This is a genomic window from Pseudomonas syringae (assembly GCF_001698815.1).
GTDB lineage: Bacteria > Pseudomonadota > Gammaproteobacteria > Pseudomonadales > Pseudomonadaceae > Aquipseudomonas > Aquipseudomonas syringae_A.
Genome location: NZ_LGSI01000066.1, coordinates 23,615 through 39,855, shown reverse-complemented (window position 1 = coordinate 39,855; position 16,241 = coordinate 23,615). Strand labels below are relative to the sequence as shown.

Annotated in this window: 16 protein-coding genes; 4 read left to right on the top strand and 12 right to left on the bottom strand. The window is 57.9% G+C overall.

All coding sequences use genetic code 11. From position 1 onward, the window contains the following. Positions 1–234: 234 nt before the first annotated feature. The 7 genes from cyoE to hmpA form a co-directional block, all read right to left on the bottom strand. Positions 235–1,122, bottom strand: coding sequence for a heme o synthase (gene cyoE / locus AFK24_RS22385; RefSeq protein ID WP_065835308.1), 888 nt, complete (start codon positions 1,120–1,122; stop codon positions 235–237). 10 nt (positions 1,123–1,132) lie between these two features. Beyond that, positions 1,133–1,465 carry a cytochrome o ubiquinol oxidase subunit IV gene (gene cyoD, locus AFK24_RS22380; protein WP_020292152.1) on the bottom strand — a complete coding sequence of 111 codons (333 nt, stop codon included), beginning with the start codon at positions 1,463–1,465 and terminating at the stop codon, positions 1,133–1,135. Continuing rightward, positions 1,465–2,085: a cytochrome o ubiquinol oxidase subunit III gene (locus AFK24_RS22375; protein ID WP_044901468.1), complete on the bottom strand. Its 621-nt coding sequence runs from the start codon at positions 2,083–2,085 to the stop codon at positions 1,465–1,467. Before AFK24_RS22375 ends, cyoD begins: the two co-directional genes overlap by 1 nt. A 2-nt stretch (positions 2,086–2,087) precedes the next feature. Next, positions 2,088–4,100 carry a cytochrome o ubiquinol oxidase subunit I gene (cyoB, locus tag AFK24_RS22370; protein WP_065835307.1) on the bottom strand — a complete coding sequence of 671 codons (2,013 nt, stop codon included), beginning with the start codon at positions 4,098–4,100 and terminating at the stop codon, positions 2,088–2,090. Between the two features lie 3 nt (positions 4,101–4,103). Continuing rightward, positions 4,104–5,063: a ubiquinol oxidase subunit II gene (gene cyoA / locus AFK24_RS22365; protein ID WP_065835306.1), complete on the bottom strand. Its 960-nt coding sequence runs from the start codon at positions 5,061–5,063 to the stop codon at positions 4,104–4,106. 453 nt (positions 5,064–5,516) lie between these two features. Beyond that, positions 5,517–6,041 (bottom strand): disulfide bond formation protein B, encoded by a 525-nt coding sequence (locus tag AFK24_RS22360; RefSeq protein ID WP_065835305.1) that lies wholly within the window; start codon positions 6,039–6,041, stop codon positions 5,517–5,519. A gap of 373 nt (positions 6,042–6,414) precedes the next feature. Further along, a complete protein-coding gene (gene hmpA, locus AFK24_RS22355; protein WP_065835304.1) occupies positions 6,415–7,596 on the bottom strand; it encodes an NO-inducible flavohemoprotein in 1,182 nt (393 codons plus the stop codon). 325 nt (positions 7,597–7,921) lie between these two features. Here hmpA and AFK24_RS22350 point away from each other — a divergent pair, with 325 nt between their 5' ends. The 4 genes from AFK24_RS22350 (at position 7,922) to AFK24_RS22335 (ending at position 10,593) form a co-directional block, all read left to right on the top strand. Further along, positions 7,922–8,821, top strand: a complete 900-nt coding sequence (locus AFK24_RS22350) for a chemotaxis protein (protein ID WP_065835303.1) — start codon at positions 7,922–7,924, stop codon at positions 8,819–8,821. Then, positions 8,776–9,360, top strand: a complete 585-nt coding sequence (locus tag AFK24_RS22345; RefSeq protein WP_080482251.1) for a GNAT family N-acetyltransferase — start codon at positions 8,776–8,778, stop codon at positions 9,358–9,360. The genes AFK24_RS22350 and AFK24_RS22345 overlap by 46 nt, the downstream gene beginning before the upstream one ends. Before the next feature lie 32 nt (positions 9,361–9,392). Beyond that, the gene (locus tag AFK24_RS22340) at positions 9,393–9,713 is read left to right on the top strand and encodes a hypothetical protein (protein ID WP_065835302.1); all 321 of its coding nucleotides are present in this window, start codon (positions 9,393–9,395) and stop codon (positions 9,711–9,713) included. Between the two features lie 130 nt (positions 9,714–9,843). Beyond that, positions 9,844–10,593 (top strand): YkgJ family cysteine cluster protein, encoded by a 750-nt coding sequence (locus AFK24_RS22335; RefSeq protein ID WP_065835301.1) that lies wholly within the window; start codon positions 9,844–9,846, stop codon positions 10,591–10,593. Positions 10,594–10,771: 178 nt separating this feature from the next. On the opposite strand, the gene AFK24_RS22330 is transcribed toward AFK24_RS22335, so the two are convergent. The 5 genes from AFK24_RS22330 to AFK24_RS22310 all read right to left on the bottom strand — a co-directional run bounded on the left by AFK24_RS22330 (position 10,772) and on the right by AFK24_RS22310 (position 16,227). After that, on the bottom strand, positions 10,772–10,993 hold the full coding sequence (locus AFK24_RS22330; RefSeq protein WP_065835368.1) for a hypothetical protein: 222 nt from the start codon (positions 10,991–10,993) through the stop codon (positions 10,772–10,774). Between the two features lie 102 nt (positions 10,994–11,095). Further along, a complete protein-coding gene (locus AFK24_RS22325; protein ID WP_080482250.1) occupies positions 11,096–12,094 on the bottom strand; it encodes a fimbrial protein in 999 nt (332 codons plus the stop codon). A 2-nt stretch (positions 12,095–12,096) separates the two neighbouring features. Continuing rightward, complete coding sequence (locus AFK24_RS22320; protein ID WP_065835299.1) at positions 12,097–12,876, bottom strand: fimbrial biogenesis chaperone; 780 nt, start codon at positions 12,874–12,876, stop codon at positions 12,097–12,099. Beyond that, entirely contained in the window at positions 12,873–15,323 is a 2,451-nt protein-coding gene (locus AFK24_RS22315) for a fimbria/pilus outer membrane usher protein (protein WP_065835367.1), read from the bottom strand. The genes AFK24_RS22320 and AFK24_RS22315 overlap by 4 nt, the downstream gene beginning before the upstream one ends. Before the next feature lie 166 nt (positions 15,324–15,489). After that, the gene (locus tag AFK24_RS22310) at positions 15,490–16,227 is read right to left on the bottom strand and encodes a fimbrial biogenesis chaperone (protein ID WP_080482248.1); all 738 of its coding nucleotides are present in this window, start codon (positions 16,225–16,227) and stop codon (positions 15,490–15,492) included. Positions 16,228–16,241 lie beyond the last annotated feature (14 nt).

Below are 16,241 nucleotides of genomic sequence, written 5' to 3'. Positions count from 1 at the left end.
TTTGAATCCCTCTGTCCGGCTGAAACTGTCTCGAATCAAGCTCCTGCGGGGGAGCTTACCCGCTTCGCCCCGAGGCCAAATCAACGTGGGCAGACATATAACCTGTTTTGCGGAGAACCTGCTGGCCAGGATCTTGTAAGGCGATTGCGACAACGCTGCTATCATTTGCGGCCCATAAAAAAACCCCGTTCCTCAATCGAGCAACGGGGTTTCATGTTTCAGGCTAGCGCGGAATCAGAAGGCGTAAGTCACCAACAACTCTTTGGTTACCTGAAAGTCCAGCGACATCATCACGCTCAAGGCGCTGATGGTGAAGATGGAGAAGACGAACAGCTTGCGTGCCCAGACGATGTCATCCACCGCCTTGTAGCCTTTCCAGGCCATGTACAGCCAGTACATGCCCATGGCTGCAGCGACTGCCATGTAGTTGAGGCCGGCGTAACCGCCAACGGTCAACATCAGGGTAGCCACCAGGAACGCCAGGATGTACATCAGGATATGACGCTTGGCGACCAGGATACCGCGCTCGACCGGCAGAACCGGAATCTTCGCGGCCAGGTAGTCGTTGAAACGGAAGATCGCAATGGCATACGAATGCGGCATCTGCCACAGGCTGAACATCACCAGTAGCGTCAGCGCAGCAAAGTCGAAGCTGTTGCTCACCGCAACGTAGCCAATCACCGGAGGCATGGCCCCCGACAGACTGCCCACCAAGGTTCCGTGCACCGATTTGCGCTTCAGGTACAGGCTGTAGAAGCCGACATAAATCACAAAACCGATGACCGCGAACACCGCCGCCAGCGGGTTGGCCTTGGTGTACAGCAGGCCAACACCGACCACACCCAGAATCGTTGCGTAGAGCAGCGCCAGTTTCAATGAAACCAGGCCCTGTACCAGCACGCGGTTCTTGGTACGTTCCATCTTCACGTCAATGTCACGGTCGATGCAGTTGTTGAACACGCAACCGGATGCAACAACCAGCGAGGTGCCGATGACTGCGGCCAGAAAAAGGCCGAAGTCGATCTGCCCTTTGGAAGCCAGAAAAAAGCCACCTGCCACCGAAAGCACGTTACCGAAAATGATCCCCGGCTTGGTGATTTGGATAAAGTGCTTAAGGGACATTCAGGTTTCCTCAGTGCGCCATCATGACGGTGTGGATGCTGAACATGATCCACAACGAGAGACCAACCAACAGGACAATGACCAGCGCCGCAAACGCGAAGGAAATCACGTTATTGCGTTGTCCAGGCGAACGGTCGAAGTGCAGGAAGTACACCAGGTGAACCATTACCTGAACGATTGCAAAGATCAAAATCGTCCAAAGCGTTGCCGTCTTGGACATGATTGGGTCCATGACCAGCCAGAACGGGATCGCGGTCAGGATTACCGACAACACGAAGCCGATGACATACGACCTGACGCTGCCGTGACTTGTTTCTTCAGCGTGGATATGTGCGTTAGCCATTACAGGACTCCCATCAGATAAACAACGGTGAAGACGCAGATCCAGACCACGTCCAGGAAGTGCCAGAACAGACTCAGGCAGCTCAGGCGCGTGGTGTTGGTCGCTGTCAGGCCACGAGTCTGGACCTGATACATCATGATGCCCATCCAGATCAGGCCGCTGGTCACGTGCAGGCCGTGCATGCCTACCAGGGCGAAGAAGCCCGACAGGAAGCCGCTGCGGCTAGGACCGAAGCCCTCGGAGATCAGCTTGTGAAACTCGAAGATCTCCATGCCGATGAAGGCGGCACCGAACAGGAAGGTCAGGGCCAACCAGCCCAGAACCTGCGACTTGTTTCCCTTGTGCACCGCCAGCATGGCGAAGCCGTAGGTGATGGAACTGAACAGCAGGCAAGCGGTTTCGACCAGCACGAACGGCAGTTCGAAGATGTCGTGGCCCGAAGGCCCGCCAGCCACGTTGCCGGACAACACTGCGTAGGCCGCGAATACAGACGCGAACAACACACAGTCAGTCATCAGGTAGAGCCAGAAACCGTAGACGGTCATGGCTCCTGCGTCGTGATGATCATGCCCGTGGTCGTGACCGTGGGCATCGCCTGGATTCAATACTAAGTTCGACATGTTTAAACCTGCTCCAGTGTGGAATTGACAGGAGTGTATGCGCCGTTAGCCACGAGGACCTTGTGCTGCTCACCTTCGATACGCGCTACGTCTGCGGCCGGAACCATGTAGCCCTGATCGTCACGTGCTGCGTGGATCACGAAGGCAACGACTGTTCCTACCAGACTGGCGATCGCCAACCACCAGATGTGCCAGATCATGGCAAACCCGAACACCGTCAACAGCAGGCCCATCACCATGCCAGTGGCGGTGTTGTTAGGCATGTGAATGTCGGAGTAGTGAGCCGGAACGTTGTAAGCCGTGCCCGCACGCTTGTTCGCGGTGAACGCATCGATTTCGTCGGCTTTCGGCAGCTCTGCAAAGTTGTAGAACGGCGGCGGCGAAGAAGTCGACCACTCCAGAGTGTGGCCATTCCATGGGTCGCCGGTGACGTCCATGTTGTCTTTGCGATCGCGGATACTGACGTAGATCTGGATCAACTGGCAGGCGATACCGCAAGCGATCAGCATGGCGCCCCAGAAGGCGATGTGCAGATACAGGTTCCACTCAGGGTTATCGGTGCTGTTCAGACGACGGGTCATACCCAGGAAGCCCAGGAAGTACAACGGCATGAACGCAACGAAGAAACCGGTGAACCAGAAGCCGAATGCAGCCTTGCCCCAGTTTTCGTTGAGCTTGAAGCCGAACGCTTTAGGGAACCAGAACGCGAAGCCAGCGATGTAACCGAAGACCGCACCGCCGATGATGACGTTGTGGAAGTGAGCGATTACGAACAGGCTGTTGTGCAGCACGAAGTCGGCACCAGGGATCGCCAACAGAACGCCGGTCATGCCGCCGATCGAGAAGGTGATCATGAAGCCCAGGGTCCAGAGAACCGGCGCGGTGAAGCGCAGACGGCCCTGGTAAATCGTGAACAGCCAGTTGAACAGCTTCACACCTGTCGGGATCGCAATGAGCATCGTCGCCAGCCCGAAGAAGGCGTTGACGTTGGCACCCGAACCCATGGTGAAGAAGTGGTGCAGCCAGACCATGAAGCCCAGCACGGTGATCCCGCCGCTGGCGAAGATCATCGACTTGTGACCAAACAGGCGCTTGCCGGAGAACGTGGAGATGACCTCGGAGAAGACCCCGAATGCCGGAAGCACCAGGATGTAAACCTCAGGGTGACCCCATGCCCAGAACAGGTTCACGTACATCATCGGGTTACCACCCAATTCGTTCGTGAAAATATGGAAGTCCATGTAGCGGTCAAGCGTCAACAGGCCCAGCGTCGCCGTCAGGATCGGGAACGAAGCCACGATCAGAACGTTGGCGAAGGTGCAGGTCCAGGTGAAGATCGGCATTTCCATCAACTTCATGCCAGGCGTACGCATTTTCAGCGCGGTAACCAGGAAGTTGACACCCGTGAGTGTCGTCCCGAGTCCCGATAGCTGTAGCGCCCAGATGTAGTAATCGACCCCCACGCCCGGGCTGTAGCCCAGTTCGGAAAGAGGCGGATAGGCAACCCAACCGGTACGTGCGAATTCGCCGACGCCCAGGGACAGGTTGACCAGGATCACGCCGGATACCAGCAGCCAGAAGCTCAGGGAGTTCAGGAACGGGAAGGCAACGTCACGGGCGCCGATCTGCAGCGGCACGACGATGTTCATCAGGCCGGTGAAGAATGGCATCGCCATGAAGATGATCATGATCACACCGTGAGCGGTGAAGATCTGGTCATAGTGCTCAGGCGGCAGATAGCCTTCCGAGCCATTGGTGGCGACAGCCAACTGGGTACGCATCATCACGGCGTCGGCAAAGCCACGCAACAGCATGACCATGGCAACCACGATGTACATCACACCGATTTTCTTATGGTCGACAGAGGTCAGCCATTCGGTCCACAGGTAGGTCCACTTCTTGAAGTACGTGATAGCCGCGAACAACGCGATGCCACCCAGCGCGATCATCGCCAGGGTGATCATCACTATCGGCTCGTGGAACGGTATCGCGTCCAGACTTAATTTACCAAACATCGTTTACTCCTCTGCCCCAGCAGCTGAATGCTTACCCATGTCCATCCCTTCCATACCGGCATGTCCCGCCTCGTGAGCGTTGCCTTCCTGCTCGTGAGGATTCGCCTTGCCCGGTTTCATGCCTTCATACTTGTCGATGACGGCCTGGAACAGGTTTGGAGTGACCTTGGAGTAGAGCTCGACGGGATTACGCTCGCTTGGCTTGAGCAAGGCTGCGTATTCGGACGTTTCAAGCTTTTTCGGTGAATTCTTGACTTCAGTGACCCAGGCGTCGAAATCAGCCTGAGACGTCGAGATCGCCTTGAATTTCATGCCGGTGAAGCCCGCGCCGCTGTAGTTGGCGGAGATACCGTTGAATTCGTGGTTCTCGTTGGCGATCAAGTGCAGCTTGGTCAGCATGCCCGCCATGGCGTACACCTGGCCGCCCAGACCTGGAATGAAGAACGAGTTCATTACCGAGTCAGAGGTGATTTTGAAATTGACCGGCGTGTTGGCCGGGAACACGATCTTGTTGACCGTGGCGATGCCCTGTTCCGGGTAGATGAATACCCATTTCCAGTCCATCGAGATCACTTCGATCGTAACCGGCTTGACGTCGGAGTCGATAGGGCGGTACGGATCGAGAGCGTGAGTAGACACGTAGGTGATGTAGCCCAGGACGATCAACAGGGCGAGTGGAATGCCCCATACAGCGATTTCGATCTTCGTGGAGTGCGACCAGTCAGGCGTGTACGTCGCGTTCTTGTTCGATGCGCGATATTTCCAGGCGAAGATAATGGTCATGAAGATGACCGGAATCACGACAATCAACATCAGCAGCGTGGCGGTAATAATCAGGTTTCGCTCGTCAATCCCTACTTGTCCTTTCGGATCGAGCAGAGGCACGCCCTCGCAACCACTGAGCAAAAGCATGCTGAAAAGGGCCAAGAAGCCAAAAAACCTGGGGTACCTTTTTTTACTCATCTCACGACCTCTAAAAGCAAAAGCAGCTTGCGCAGTGCAATTGGTTTTCGACCGCCAACACTAAAGCCTGCCGGTGCTGGCATATTTTTGGATTGAACAGGGCCCTGTCAGGACGCATGCAAGCGTAACGACAAATCCGACGTTATCTTTAGTTTCTTATTTGATTGGTGGCATTGGGCCTGTTTTGCAGGCCAATTCCCTTTGGCGCGGACATTCCGAGTGCTAACAAAGGCCGCAAAAACACTCTACACAGTGTGTAAAAAGACGCTTTGGGACCCTGAAAACTGCTTATCACTCGGTGGACCGGAGCGGTAAGTGCGGGGATTGTAGATATGTAAGATTTTTATGACTATGGTTTATTTAGCAACAGTTTGTTTCCGAATACGTAACGATGACGAAACAACGACGGAATTTTCACAAGAAAAACGCTCCGTTTTTACGGAGCGCTTAGCCTTAGAGGCCTTGTAAACCGTGACGCTTGCGTCGGTTACGCAGGATTCCGACTGGAACCAGCACGACAGTCAGAACGAAGGCCACCAACGCCCATTGCGCCAGGGAAAGACCGAGGACTGGCGGATAAGGGGTCGTGCAAAAGCCGCCGACCTGAAAACCCAGGGGAAAGATCAATGCCAGGGGCAAACCGTCGACGATCGGTTGCAGCACATCGATGCCGCAGCTCTCGGTGGGGTGGGAAAGGATGTACACGTGGCGGCCTGCGGCGAAGATTCCGCCTATTGCGCTCAAGGTAACCAGCACCTCGCACACGGTGATACTGCGGCTGCCCGGCATCGCGGCGCCGATGAAGGCGAAGATGGCGATGAACAACAGCGCATAACGTTGCAGGATGCACAGCGGGCATGGCGCCTCGCCCAACACCACTTGCATGTACAACGCGCCACCGATCAAGGCCAGGCAAATCACGCCCAGCAAGACCAGAAAGCGTTTCTCGCGTTTCAGGTACAACATGTTGTCGCTCATTCACATACCTTTTGTCAGGGTGTCCATATGGATCGTCGATCCATGCCTGGGCCCATTGAAGCCAGCCGTGGGTTCTCAACCACGAGAGTGTAAATGCACAACGGCCCGATCGCTCGGGATAATCACGGGCCGGGCCGGACAACTCAAGACCTGACCCGCTGTACGGATACATTTGGCCACCGGATGGCATACCCTCGCCTTGACCTGCGTCATGCACCTTCAAAAATACGCCATGCACGATCACCGCCAGCATCCGGCACAAGGCACTGCCAGAAACGCAAAAAAGCCGAATCCTTCTTATATATAGAAGGATGCGGCTTTTTGTCGCAGTGCGCCCTTCTATATATAGAAGAGTGCGGCGCTTTGTCGCAGCTTACTCAAGGACAGAAGCCGGGCCGAAGAATTCATAACGGCTCTGCTTTTCCGGAACACCGGCAAGCTTGAGTTGGCGCTTCATGGCAGCCATGAAACCCTTGGGACCGAGGAAGTAGGCATCCAGATCGCGATCCTCTGGCAACCACTGCTCAAGTCGCGCCTGATTCAGCAAACCCACGGCATCGGCAGCGGGACTTACGCCGTCGTCTTCGTCGTAGCAGTAAAAGCGTTTGAGCTGCGGGTGACGGGCCGCGAGATTATCAACCCACTCGCGGAAGGCATGGACGCCGCCATTGCGCGCGCAGTGGATGAAGTGGATCGGACGCGAGGTCTCCAGCGCTGCTTCAAGCATGGCCAGGGTTGGCGTGATCCCTACCCCGCCACTGATCAGCACCAGCGGTTTGTCGCTTGCCGCCAGGATGAATTCCCCGGACGGCGTGAAGACCTGAAGACTGTCACCGACCTGCACCTGATCGTGTAAATAGTTGGACACCTTGCCGTGCGGTTCACGCTTGACGCTGATCCGGTACTGGCCGCCGCCAGGAACCGCCGACAGCGAATAGTTGCGACGCATCTCGATGCCGTTGATGTGCAGTTGCAAGCCCAGGTATTGGCCAGCGGCAAAATCCAGCACCGGACCTGCGTCCGCAGGCTTGAGGTAGAACGACGTGATCTCGTCACTTTCCACCACCTTGTCCATCAGTTTGAATTCACGCGTCCCGCGCCAGCCGCCTTGAGCCTCGGCTTTTTCGTCGTAGATCACGGCTTCGGCGCCGATCAGGATATCCGCCAGTTGCTGATAGGCGTTGCCCCACGCATTGATGACCTCATCGGTGGCGATTTCCTCGCCCAACACTTCAGCAATGGCGGCCAACAGGCAGCTGCCAACAATCGGGTAGTGCTCGGGAAGAATTTGCAGCGCGACGTGTTTGTTGATGATCTTGGCGAGCAGATCACCCAATTGCTCCAGCTCATCGATATGCCGGGCGTACATCAGCAAACCGTTGGCCAGCGCTCTTGGCTGAGCACCGCTTGCCTGGTGGGCCGGATTGAACAAGGGCTGCACTTGCGGGTATTCCGAAAGCATTTTTTTGTAGAAATGAGTGGTCAATGCTTCGCCACCACTTTCGAGCAGTGGCACAGTGGATTTGACGATGGCACGATCTGAGGCTTTCAACATGAGGTACTCCTGGCACGCGGGACTTTATAAGATCTACCTTGTTGTATCAGCAATCGTGCCAGGAATTTTATTCAATAAAATCAAATAGATAATTACACAAAGTCAAAATGACAACACACATGATCAAGTCACTTTGACAGCGCGCGGTCTTTTTGACTCGACATCATCGGGCATCATGAGAAAGCTGAAATACGCCTCCCGATGGAATAATTTTGCACACCGGTTACAGAAAAAACCTCAAGCGAGCGTCTCGCAGGTCGATAACCCTCCAGAGAAAGCTGTCTGCTGCTCGTTGCAGCGAGACACCTAAGGCCAGAAGGTTTATATGTCCTCCAAGAACGTCCGCGCAGATTCCCTCTCGCTGCTGCTGTTCACATTGCGCAGCGGCAAGCTGATGGCGATCAATCTACTCAAGGTCAGCGAGATCATTCCCTGCCCCGCCCTGACCCGGCTGCCCGAATCCCATCCACACGTCAAAGGTGTCGCCACCTTGCGCGGTGCTGCGCTGTCGGTGATCGACCTCAGCCGCGCCATCGGCGAGCGACCACTGGTGGACCCGGACGGCGGTTGCCTGATCGTCACCGACGTCAGCCGCTCCAAGCAGGGTCTGCATGTCCAGGCCGTGAGCAAGATCGTCCATTGCCTGACCACCGACATTCGCCCGCCGCCGTACGGCGCGGGCAACAAGTCGTTCATTACCGGGGTAACCCAGGTCGATGGCGTGCTGGTGCAGGTGCTGGATATCGAGAAAGTCATTCATGCCATTGCGCCTGCGCAAATCGTCGTCGAACCTAACGCGCTGACGGCGGAAGAAACCGAACTGCTGGCCGCCGCGAGAATTCTGGTGGTCGATGACAGTCAGGTGGCCTTGCAGCAATCACTGATTACCCTGCGCAACCTCGGCCTCGATTGCCACACGGCCCGCAGCGCCAAGGAAGCCATCGATGTGTTGCTGGAGCTGCAAGGCTCACCGGCACAGATCAATGTGGTGGTTTCGGATATCGAAATGTCCGAGATGGATGGTTATGCATTCACGCGCACCTTGCGCGAGACCCCGGACTTCAACGATCTTTATGTCCTGCTGCATACCTCGCTGGACAGCGCGATGAACAGCGAAAAAGCCCAGGCGGCAGGTGCCAATGCCGTGCTGACCAAGTTCTCGTCCCCCGAGTTGACCAAATGTTTGATCACGGCGGCACGTGCGGTGCAAGCCAGCCATCATTGACCTGGCAAAACCAGCAAACCCGACTGGCTGCCGATCCCCTCGGCAGTTCGGACCGGCATTGCTGGCTGATGCGTCGGGATCTGCAAGGCATCCACCCGATCAACACCTCTGCCAGTCAACAGGTTCGGCAGGGCTTTGCGCCCGAAGACGCGATGCAGATTCATCAGCTGCTGATCCTTGGCTATCAAAACGGCGGCGGCAGCGTGACGGATTATCCAACCTGGCTGCGTACCCTCCACACCGATCCTGAGTTCGATCCGAGCCTGTGTTTTTCAGCCTGGGACGAATCAGGTCTGGTGGGTGTCATGCAATGCTGGACCAGCGCATTTATCAAGGATCTGGTCGTTCATCCTCGCGCCCGGCGTCAGGGCATTGCACTGGCTCTGCTCAATCATGGCTTCCACACGTTCGGCTTGCGCGGCGAAGGCTGGGTGGACCTGAAAGTCATGGAAAACAACTTCGATGCCCGACGGCTTTATGAAAAAGCCGGGATGCGCTACGTGCAGCGCTCGGCAATGACCGAGTTCGATCTGGCATAATCGCCGATCCAACAAGCCCAATGGAAATGGACATGAAATCAGCCACCGCGTTATTGCTCGCCCTGATCGCCATCGCCGGCCAGGCCCATGCTTCAAGCACCGATGCCTGGAAAGCGCTGGACAAGGCAGTGGTCGACAGCTGCATCAAGGCCAGCCAGCTCAAGAGTGTCAAACCTTCCGGTAAAGCGGGATTTGACGACAGCGTCGGCTACGAAGCGCTGATGCTCGAAGGACGTTATCCGCAGCCACACATGAAGAATCAGCCCGGCGCCGAGCTGTGCCTGTACAACCGCCATAGCAAAAAGGCGACGGTGACCGAGTGGAATACGCTCAAGCCGACGCCGAAGAAGTAACTTCCCGAAATGATCTGCCGGCGACGGTCAAGGTCGCTGGCGCATAACTTGCTTCGACTTCTGTCTTTGCCGTGTGAGCAGCAAGTTCTTGCCGCTCTGTTCCGCGCCTGTCATGACGGATCGTTTGCCAATGAACACCCAGTTTTCCTGCGTTGGTTGTGGCAGTTGCTGCACCGACCACCACGTTCCCCTGACACTCACCGAAGCCATGCACTGGGCGGCCGATGGCGGCACAGTGATCGTTCTGACCGAGGCGTTTCTGGCGGATGGTTATGGCGTTGACCCCGCCCAGCTGAACCATGCGCTGCGCCGCTCGACAGTGGTTGCCAGCGGTGCAGCCGAGGTCCATGTGGCCATCACTTTCGCCGCCTACAACGTCGGCCCTTGTCGGAATCTTGACGCGGAAAATCTCTGCCGCATCTATGAACGTCGGCCACTGGTGTGCCGTATCTATCCGATGGAAATCAATCCGCATATCCCTCTTCGACCAGAATCAAAGGGCTGTCCGCCGCAATCTTGGGAACAAGGCCCGGACCTGATCGTCGGTGGCCAACTGGTCGATACGCAACTGATGGCACTGATCGAACAATCGCGCCAGGCCGACCGGGATGACATCGTTGCCAAGCAAGCCATTTGTCAGCACCTGGGGATCCGCACCACGGCGCTCAAAGGCAACGGCTTTGTCGCTTATCTGCCCGACATGAGCGCCTTTGCCGGAGCGGTGGTGCACGTACTTGAAGGTGCTGATTGTCCGTCCGAGCACGAGGGCTGGAGCTTTCACGTTGCAGGGGAAGCGGTTGTCGACACGCTACAAGTGGCGGGCGCCAATGTGCTGTGCAGCGAGCCGCAGGGGTATATGTTCATTGCGCTGCAGGCCTGACACAGTCCGTTGGAGCGTGGCTTGCCCGCGAATCAGGCGCCTCGGTGAGTCAGACCCACCGCGTTATCGTTCTTCGCGGGCAAGCCTCGCTCCAACGAATTACGTGCTTGAAGAGAGGCACCGCGTAACGCCATAGACGCTTCGCGAGCAAGCTCGCTCCCACAAAATCGCGACTGGATCAGCGCTTACCCATTGTCTTGCGCGTGCCATGTGGCGCGACGCCCGGGGTTTTGTGGTGGCCGGATTTGTTCGATTGCTGATACCAGGGCTGATCGTTCTTGTTCTGCGCGAAATCGGCAGGCTTGAACGGGAAGCTGAACGCTGGAATCGCGGTTTTCTTGTCTGTGGCCGCATCATCGACGACGGTTTCAGGAGCAGGTGTTTGGTCAGCAGAAGTCATGGAAGGCTCCAGAAAATGGGATTGGGTCGTCGAACGGCCGCGCAGCATACCTGAATCCCTCGCGACCCGCCTGTACCGCCCCTCACCTCCCATCGGCTAACGCTATTTGTAGAACAGATCCACCATCACTTCCGCCTCGAACGGCCCGGCTTTGGGTCGTGACGTCTGCCAGACCAACTCTGCATTGAAGTCCGCACTCGCGGACGAAACATCGTCGAGCATATCGGTCAGATGGAATGGCTCGTTGTAGCGCAGGACCGTGTTGTCCCGGCCATTGACGATACGGATGCCCACCGCGTTATTGGCCGCTGGAATCAGGAAATCCCCCGCCAACGCGCCCGTGACGGGCTTGAAACGCGCACCCAGGCTGAACGGTGAATCGCAGGATCGCCGCGTCGTCAGGGAAAACGGTCGGCGGTCGATGACTTTCCCCACGGCCACCTGCTGAATACCGATGGCGCCAAACTCGACGGTCTCGGGCACGATCTGCAGCTCGGCATCGCAGGCCACAAAACGTAACCCACTCAGGTTATTGATCATGTAGCTGAGGTTCTGGCCGGGCAACGGATTGGGGCCGGTGACACCGTCGAGCTGGAACAGCCGATAGTCCAGCAGGTCACTGGCGACGCCAGACGGCGGAGTGGGTCCGAATTTCTGGATGAACATCGAGAAGCCAAGATTGAACGTCACTTTGGGACAGGCCGCGATATTGGATGGGCTCTCATGACACACCGGCAGGAACTGACCGGTCGCGATCCGCCCGCCGTTTTGCAGGTGGTCGATTCCCGCCAATGCCAGTCCCGAGCGGATGCCCTGGCCGATCTGCTGATTATCCGGATTCAGGTACACGAAGATTTCTTCCCGCACTTGCGGCATGGCGTCCTTGGCGCACTCGACCTGAATGTCGTGTCGCGGCGAGCGCCAGACAATCTCGCCATCCGGCAGCGTGGCCGGGATCGCTACGCTGCTGTCCAGATCGTCGCGAATCAGCGTCTGACCCGAGCCCTGGGTTTTGCAGACCAGGGCAAAACAGCTGGCCGGACTCAACAACAGTGCCACGAACAGCAGCTGACACCAGCGCGGGTGATGGGGACGATTCATGATCAGCATTCCTTTGGCTGTTGAAAAACAGGGTAGAGCAAGCGAGGGTTTACCGGCTCTCGCTCGTTGATATGGGCGCACCAGGCGCGCGCTGCGCCGTAATCGGTAAGCGCGCTGAACGACAGGCGCTGCGGGCGCGGACTTGACTCCGGCAGGGCAAACTCATGGTTCGCGCCCGGGGCCAGCAACAGGTAATCGCTGAGTTCGACGACGCCCACCTTCACGTTTTGCAGCGCGACGTGAAAAGCCGTGGGATTGCTGACGCGCAGCGGGCCGTTTGCAGGCCACGTCCAGCGCAACAGGCTCGCGCTTTCAGCCGGATCGCCGGGCAAACCGCGAGGTCGATAAAACACATTGATGCGCTGGCGAATGGCGATGCTCAGCTGATTCCGGCCTTCGACGCGCCGAGGGATTTCCAGCACATACAGGTGCAGCAGCGATTCCCTGTCCTGGGCAATACCACTGCCTTGATACAGCAGGCGCAAAAGCTGTTTGCCCTGCCCGTCCAGTTGCGACAGGTGCGGCGTCAGCACAAAAGGCAACTCGCCACCAGCCTTGCCGGGATCGCCATCGTCGTCGCGGGCATCGGTCAGCCAGGCTTGAATCAACACCTGATGGTCGCTGCGGTTGGTCACAGCAAGGCTGGCTTCAGGAAAGCGCCCATCGAAAATCAAGCGTGTGCCGGTCAGGGAAACTGCGCCAAAGGCTTTCAGACCCGGCACCGAGATCAACAGCGTCAAGAACAGATAAACCACCACGATCCACAACACCGGACGGTTCATTGGCACATCACCTTGACTCGCTCGTAGGCGCGTTGCGGGTCTTTTTCCGGTAAGGCAAACGGCGCCCGACACTGGTTGCCGGTCCATTTCACCTGCAGCTCGCCGCTGTCCTGATCACTGAGCACCAAGGCGCGTCCGGTCGGATCAACTACCGCCAACGACTTGCCCTCGGCATTTTCGACACTGGCGCCCAACGGCACTTTGCTGCCATCGGCGCGGACCAGTTCGAATTGCACCCGACGCCCCACCGAAGCCTTGAAACGCACCACCGCCATCGCGCCACGACGCGGCACAATCTGAGTGACGGCGTTTCCCAGGTCGACATCGGCGCCCAACTGCCGGGTATCGAGACTGACCCAGTTGCTGCGATACGGCTGCGCGTAGGGCAGTACCGCGTAACCGTTGGCGGCGGTCTCGACGTTATTGAAACTGGTGAGTCTCGCGCCACTGACGGCGGGGACTTCGATAAGGGCAAAAGTCTCGCCCAGCGACTGGCCAAAATTGACGCCGCCTGCATGGGCCACCAGAGAGCCGGCCGCGCTCAGGCTCAACGCGTCGTAATCCCGGCCTTGGCTGTAACCGGCCTCGAAGCGACCGAAAGGTGCGGTGGTGCTGACTTTGCCGGAGCCGAAGCTGCCGGAGCGGTTGTCCTGACCGACCTGAACCGAATAAAACGTACTGCGCTGATCCAGCACCTGACCATTGAGTCCTGCTTGCGCGTTGTAATCCCCCGAACTGTCACGCACACCATTGAACGAAAGCCGCGACGAACCGGGGCTGGAACCCAGCGGCATCGTCACGCTCAGGGCAATCCGCTGATCGCTGTCACCCTCCAGCGCACCGCCCACCTCGCGGTTGCTTTCCAGCGAAAGGTTGTAACTGAGGCTGCGCCACGTGGCGTTCCACGCCAGATAAAACTGGCGGGTCTTGCCGGGCAGATTCCAGTAACGCTGTTCCGAGGCGGTCAGGCTCAGGCTGCCGGACGGATCGGCGAACGCCTGGGTGACCGTCAGCTCGAAACGGTCCTTGGCGCGGCCTGCCGAAAGCCGCCGGGCAATGTTGCCAAGCTCATCGACATGCTCATTCAGCGTCCGGTATTTTTCGGTCGAATAACGATAACCGGCGATCGCCAGAGTTGTATTGGTGACGTCCAGCGTATTGGCGTAACGCAGGCGCAGGCTTTGCCCGACGCGACTTTCGTTGCGCACTTCACTGATCGATTGCGTGACATCGGCAGACAGCGCGCCCAAGCCGGTATTGACCCCCGCGCCGAGGTTACTGGCCTGATAATCCTCGGCCACTTGCAAGCCACCAAAGCTGGTGATCCGCTCCGACAACCCATAGATCAACGCCGCGCTGGCAAAGGTTGGCGATTCGGGATTATTTCCGTTGTCGTCCAGTTGTCCGGCCGCCAGGCTGAAACGCAACGCCCCTTGCGGCACCATGATGGGCAGCGCGGCGTATGCCTGGGTGAACGAGCGCCGACGCCCATCGGCCTCGGTGATCGTGACTTGCAGATCGCCATTGGAGCCGCTGGGATAGATGTCGGTGATTTCAAAGGGGCCCGGTGAAACATTGCCGCTGTACAGCAGGAAGTCGTTCTGCCGGACTTCCACTGCGGCATTGGTTTCGGCGACGCCACGTATCACCGGGGCAAAGATGCGCTCGCTGTCGGGCAGCATGCCATCGTCGGAACTGAGCGCGGCGCCCTTGAAGCGCACGCTGTCGAAGACCTGGGAATCGGTGAACGTCTCGCCCAGGGTCAGCTGGCTCTTGAGCGTGCTGATATCGCGCTGCACAAAGGTGCGATTGCTGCGAAAGCGATAGGGTTGGTCGCTGCCGTACGCCAGGGAAGATTCGTTACGCAGACGCCATGCGCCGAGATTCATGCCGTTGCGCAGGCCCAGATAATAACTATCGACATCCCTCTGGCGATTGCGGCGGCGGCTGGTGCTGAAGCTGTAATTGACGAAGCCCACGGATTCGCCCGCGTCCCACAGATCAGGCGACACGAAGCCTCTGGAGCTGCGCGTCATCAAGGCTTGCGGCACGCTGATATCGAGGCGCAACGCATTGGGTTGGTAATCGACCCGGCCAAACTCGACCTGCGCCAGATCGAAACAGCTTTGCCGCGACTCCGGCAGTCGCTCTACATCGAGTCCGAACGCCTGCAACATCGGCAGCGTCAGGCACGGCTCGACACGGCCGGAAACCGTGTTCTTGTTGAAACTGATGTCGCGACGTCCGCTCAATGCCCGATTGACGTAGATGTCCACCCGATACGTTCCGGGCAGTACGCTGTTGGCCCGCAGAAACTCGGTGAGTTCCGGGGGCTGGTCGCTACCCTGGATGAACGCGGTATTGAACTTCACGGTCGGCACATCGCCACTGTCGGCGGCCGAAGACAGCGGCGCGAACAACATCAAGCCCGCCAGCCCGCCTGCCATGAAGGGTCGCGGGGTGAACTCCCTGGTATTCAGATAAAGCCATTCCATTAGCAGTTTTCACTCGATTCAGGCATTCAGCGCGCAGCGCAATCCCTTCACGCAGACGCATGACGACAGAGCCAGCGCACGACGCGGCCCCTAAACGGGTAAATCAGTTTTTTTGCGGCTAACGCGGTTCGGCCGCTTCGGCCTGGACGGTTTGCCCAGGCTTCAAAGCGGCGCGATACGGCTCCTGGCCACCGAAGTCATTGATGCTGATGAAACCCAGGTTGATCGGCGCAGGCTTTGGCGGATGCTTCAAAGGCAGCTGAATGCGCTGTCCCGGCGCGATCATCTGGCCGTCCTGGCTCAGCAGAATGGCACCGTCCTGGCGCAACTCAAGCCTGACCATGGACACGTGATAAGCCCCGGGATTTTCCACCTGCAAACCAGCTGGCTCGATTCGCCAGCGCAAACCCTGCGGCGCTTGAGCGACCTCGCCCGGAAGACCTTCGGGCCGGAAAAACACTTTGATCCGCTGCCGAATCGCCACCTGCAACGAGTTCTCGGCAACCGCCTGGGGAATTTCCTGCACGTTGAGCCACAGCACAGATTCGCGATCCCGAGGCATGTCGGCGCCCGCGTAAATAATCCGTAGCAGCTGTTTGCCATCGCCCTGCACGCGGGCCAGCGCCGGGGTCACGACAAAAGGCAGAGCGCCCGGATCGGGGTTTTCCACGTTGGGCTCTAGCCAGCTCTGCAACAGAATTTCCGCGTTGCCGGTGTTGTGTACGCCGAAGCTGACTTCCTTGTCTTTGGCCGGATAAATCACGCGCGTGGTGTTGAGCACGATGCCCGCCTGGCTGTAGTTCGCCAGCAAGGCACCAGCGAGCAATGCCACGCAACGATAGAGGGGAAAGATCATGAAGGTGCCGCCTT

Coding starts and splice junctions, on each gene's coding strand:
- cyoE (WP_065835308.1), bottom strand. CDS start 1,122: ATGTCCCTTAAGCACTTTATCCAAATCACCAAGCCGGGGATCATTTTC.
- cyoD (WP_020292152.1), bottom strand. CDS start 1,465: ATGGCTAACGCACATATCCACGCTGAAGAAACAAGTCACGGCAGCGTC.
- AFK24_RS22375 (WP_044901468.1), bottom strand. CDS start 2,085: ATGTCGAACTTAGTATTGAATCCAGGCGATGCCCACGGTCACGACCAC.
- cyoB (WP_065835307.1), bottom strand. CDS start 4,100: ATGTTTGGTAAATTAAGTCTGGACGCGATACCGTTCCACGAGCCGATA.
- cyoA (WP_065835306.1), bottom strand. CDS start 5,063: ATGAGTAAAAAAAGGTACCCCAGGTTTTTTGGCTTCTTGGCCCTTTTC.
- AFK24_RS22360 (WP_065835305.1), bottom strand. CDS start 6,041: ATGAGCGACAACATGTTGTACCTGAAACGCGAGAAACGCTTTCTGGTC.
- hmpA (WP_065835304.1), bottom strand. CDS start 7,596: ATGTTGAAAGCCTCAGATCGTGCCATCGTCAAATCCACTGTGCCACTG.
- AFK24_RS22350 (WP_065835303.1), top strand. CDS start 7,922: ATGTCCTCCAAGAACGTCCGCGCAGATTCCCTCTCGCTGCTGCTGTTC.
- AFK24_RS22345 (WP_080482251.1), top strand. CDS start 8,776: ATGTTTGATCACGGCGGCACGTGCGGTGCAAGCCAGCCATCATTGACC.
- AFK24_RS22340 (WP_065835302.1), top strand. CDS start 9,393: ATGAAATCAGCCACCGCGTTATTGCTCGCCCTGATCGCCATCGCCGGC.
- AFK24_RS22335 (WP_065835301.1), top strand. CDS start 9,844: ATGAACACCCAGTTTTCCTGCGTTGGTTGTGGCAGTTGCTGCACCGAC.
- AFK24_RS22330 (WP_065835368.1), bottom strand. CDS start 10,993: ATGACTTCTGCTGACCAAACACCTGCTCCTGAAACCGTCGTCGATGAT.
- AFK24_RS22325 (WP_080482250.1), bottom strand. CDS start 12,094: ATGAATCGTCCCCATCACCCGCGCTGGTGTCAGCTGCTGTTCGTGGCA.
- AFK24_RS22320 (WP_065835299.1), bottom strand. CDS start 12,876: ATGAACCGTCCGGTGTTGTGGATCGTGGTGGTTTATCTGTTCTTGACG.
- AFK24_RS22315 (WP_065835367.1), bottom strand. CDS start 15,323: ATGGCAGGCGGGCTGGCGGGCTTGATGTTGTTCGCGCCGCTGTCTTCG.
- AFK24_RS22310 (WP_080482248.1), bottom strand. CDS start 16,227: ATGATCTTTCCCCTCTATCGTTGCGTGGCATTGCTCGCTGGTGCCTTG.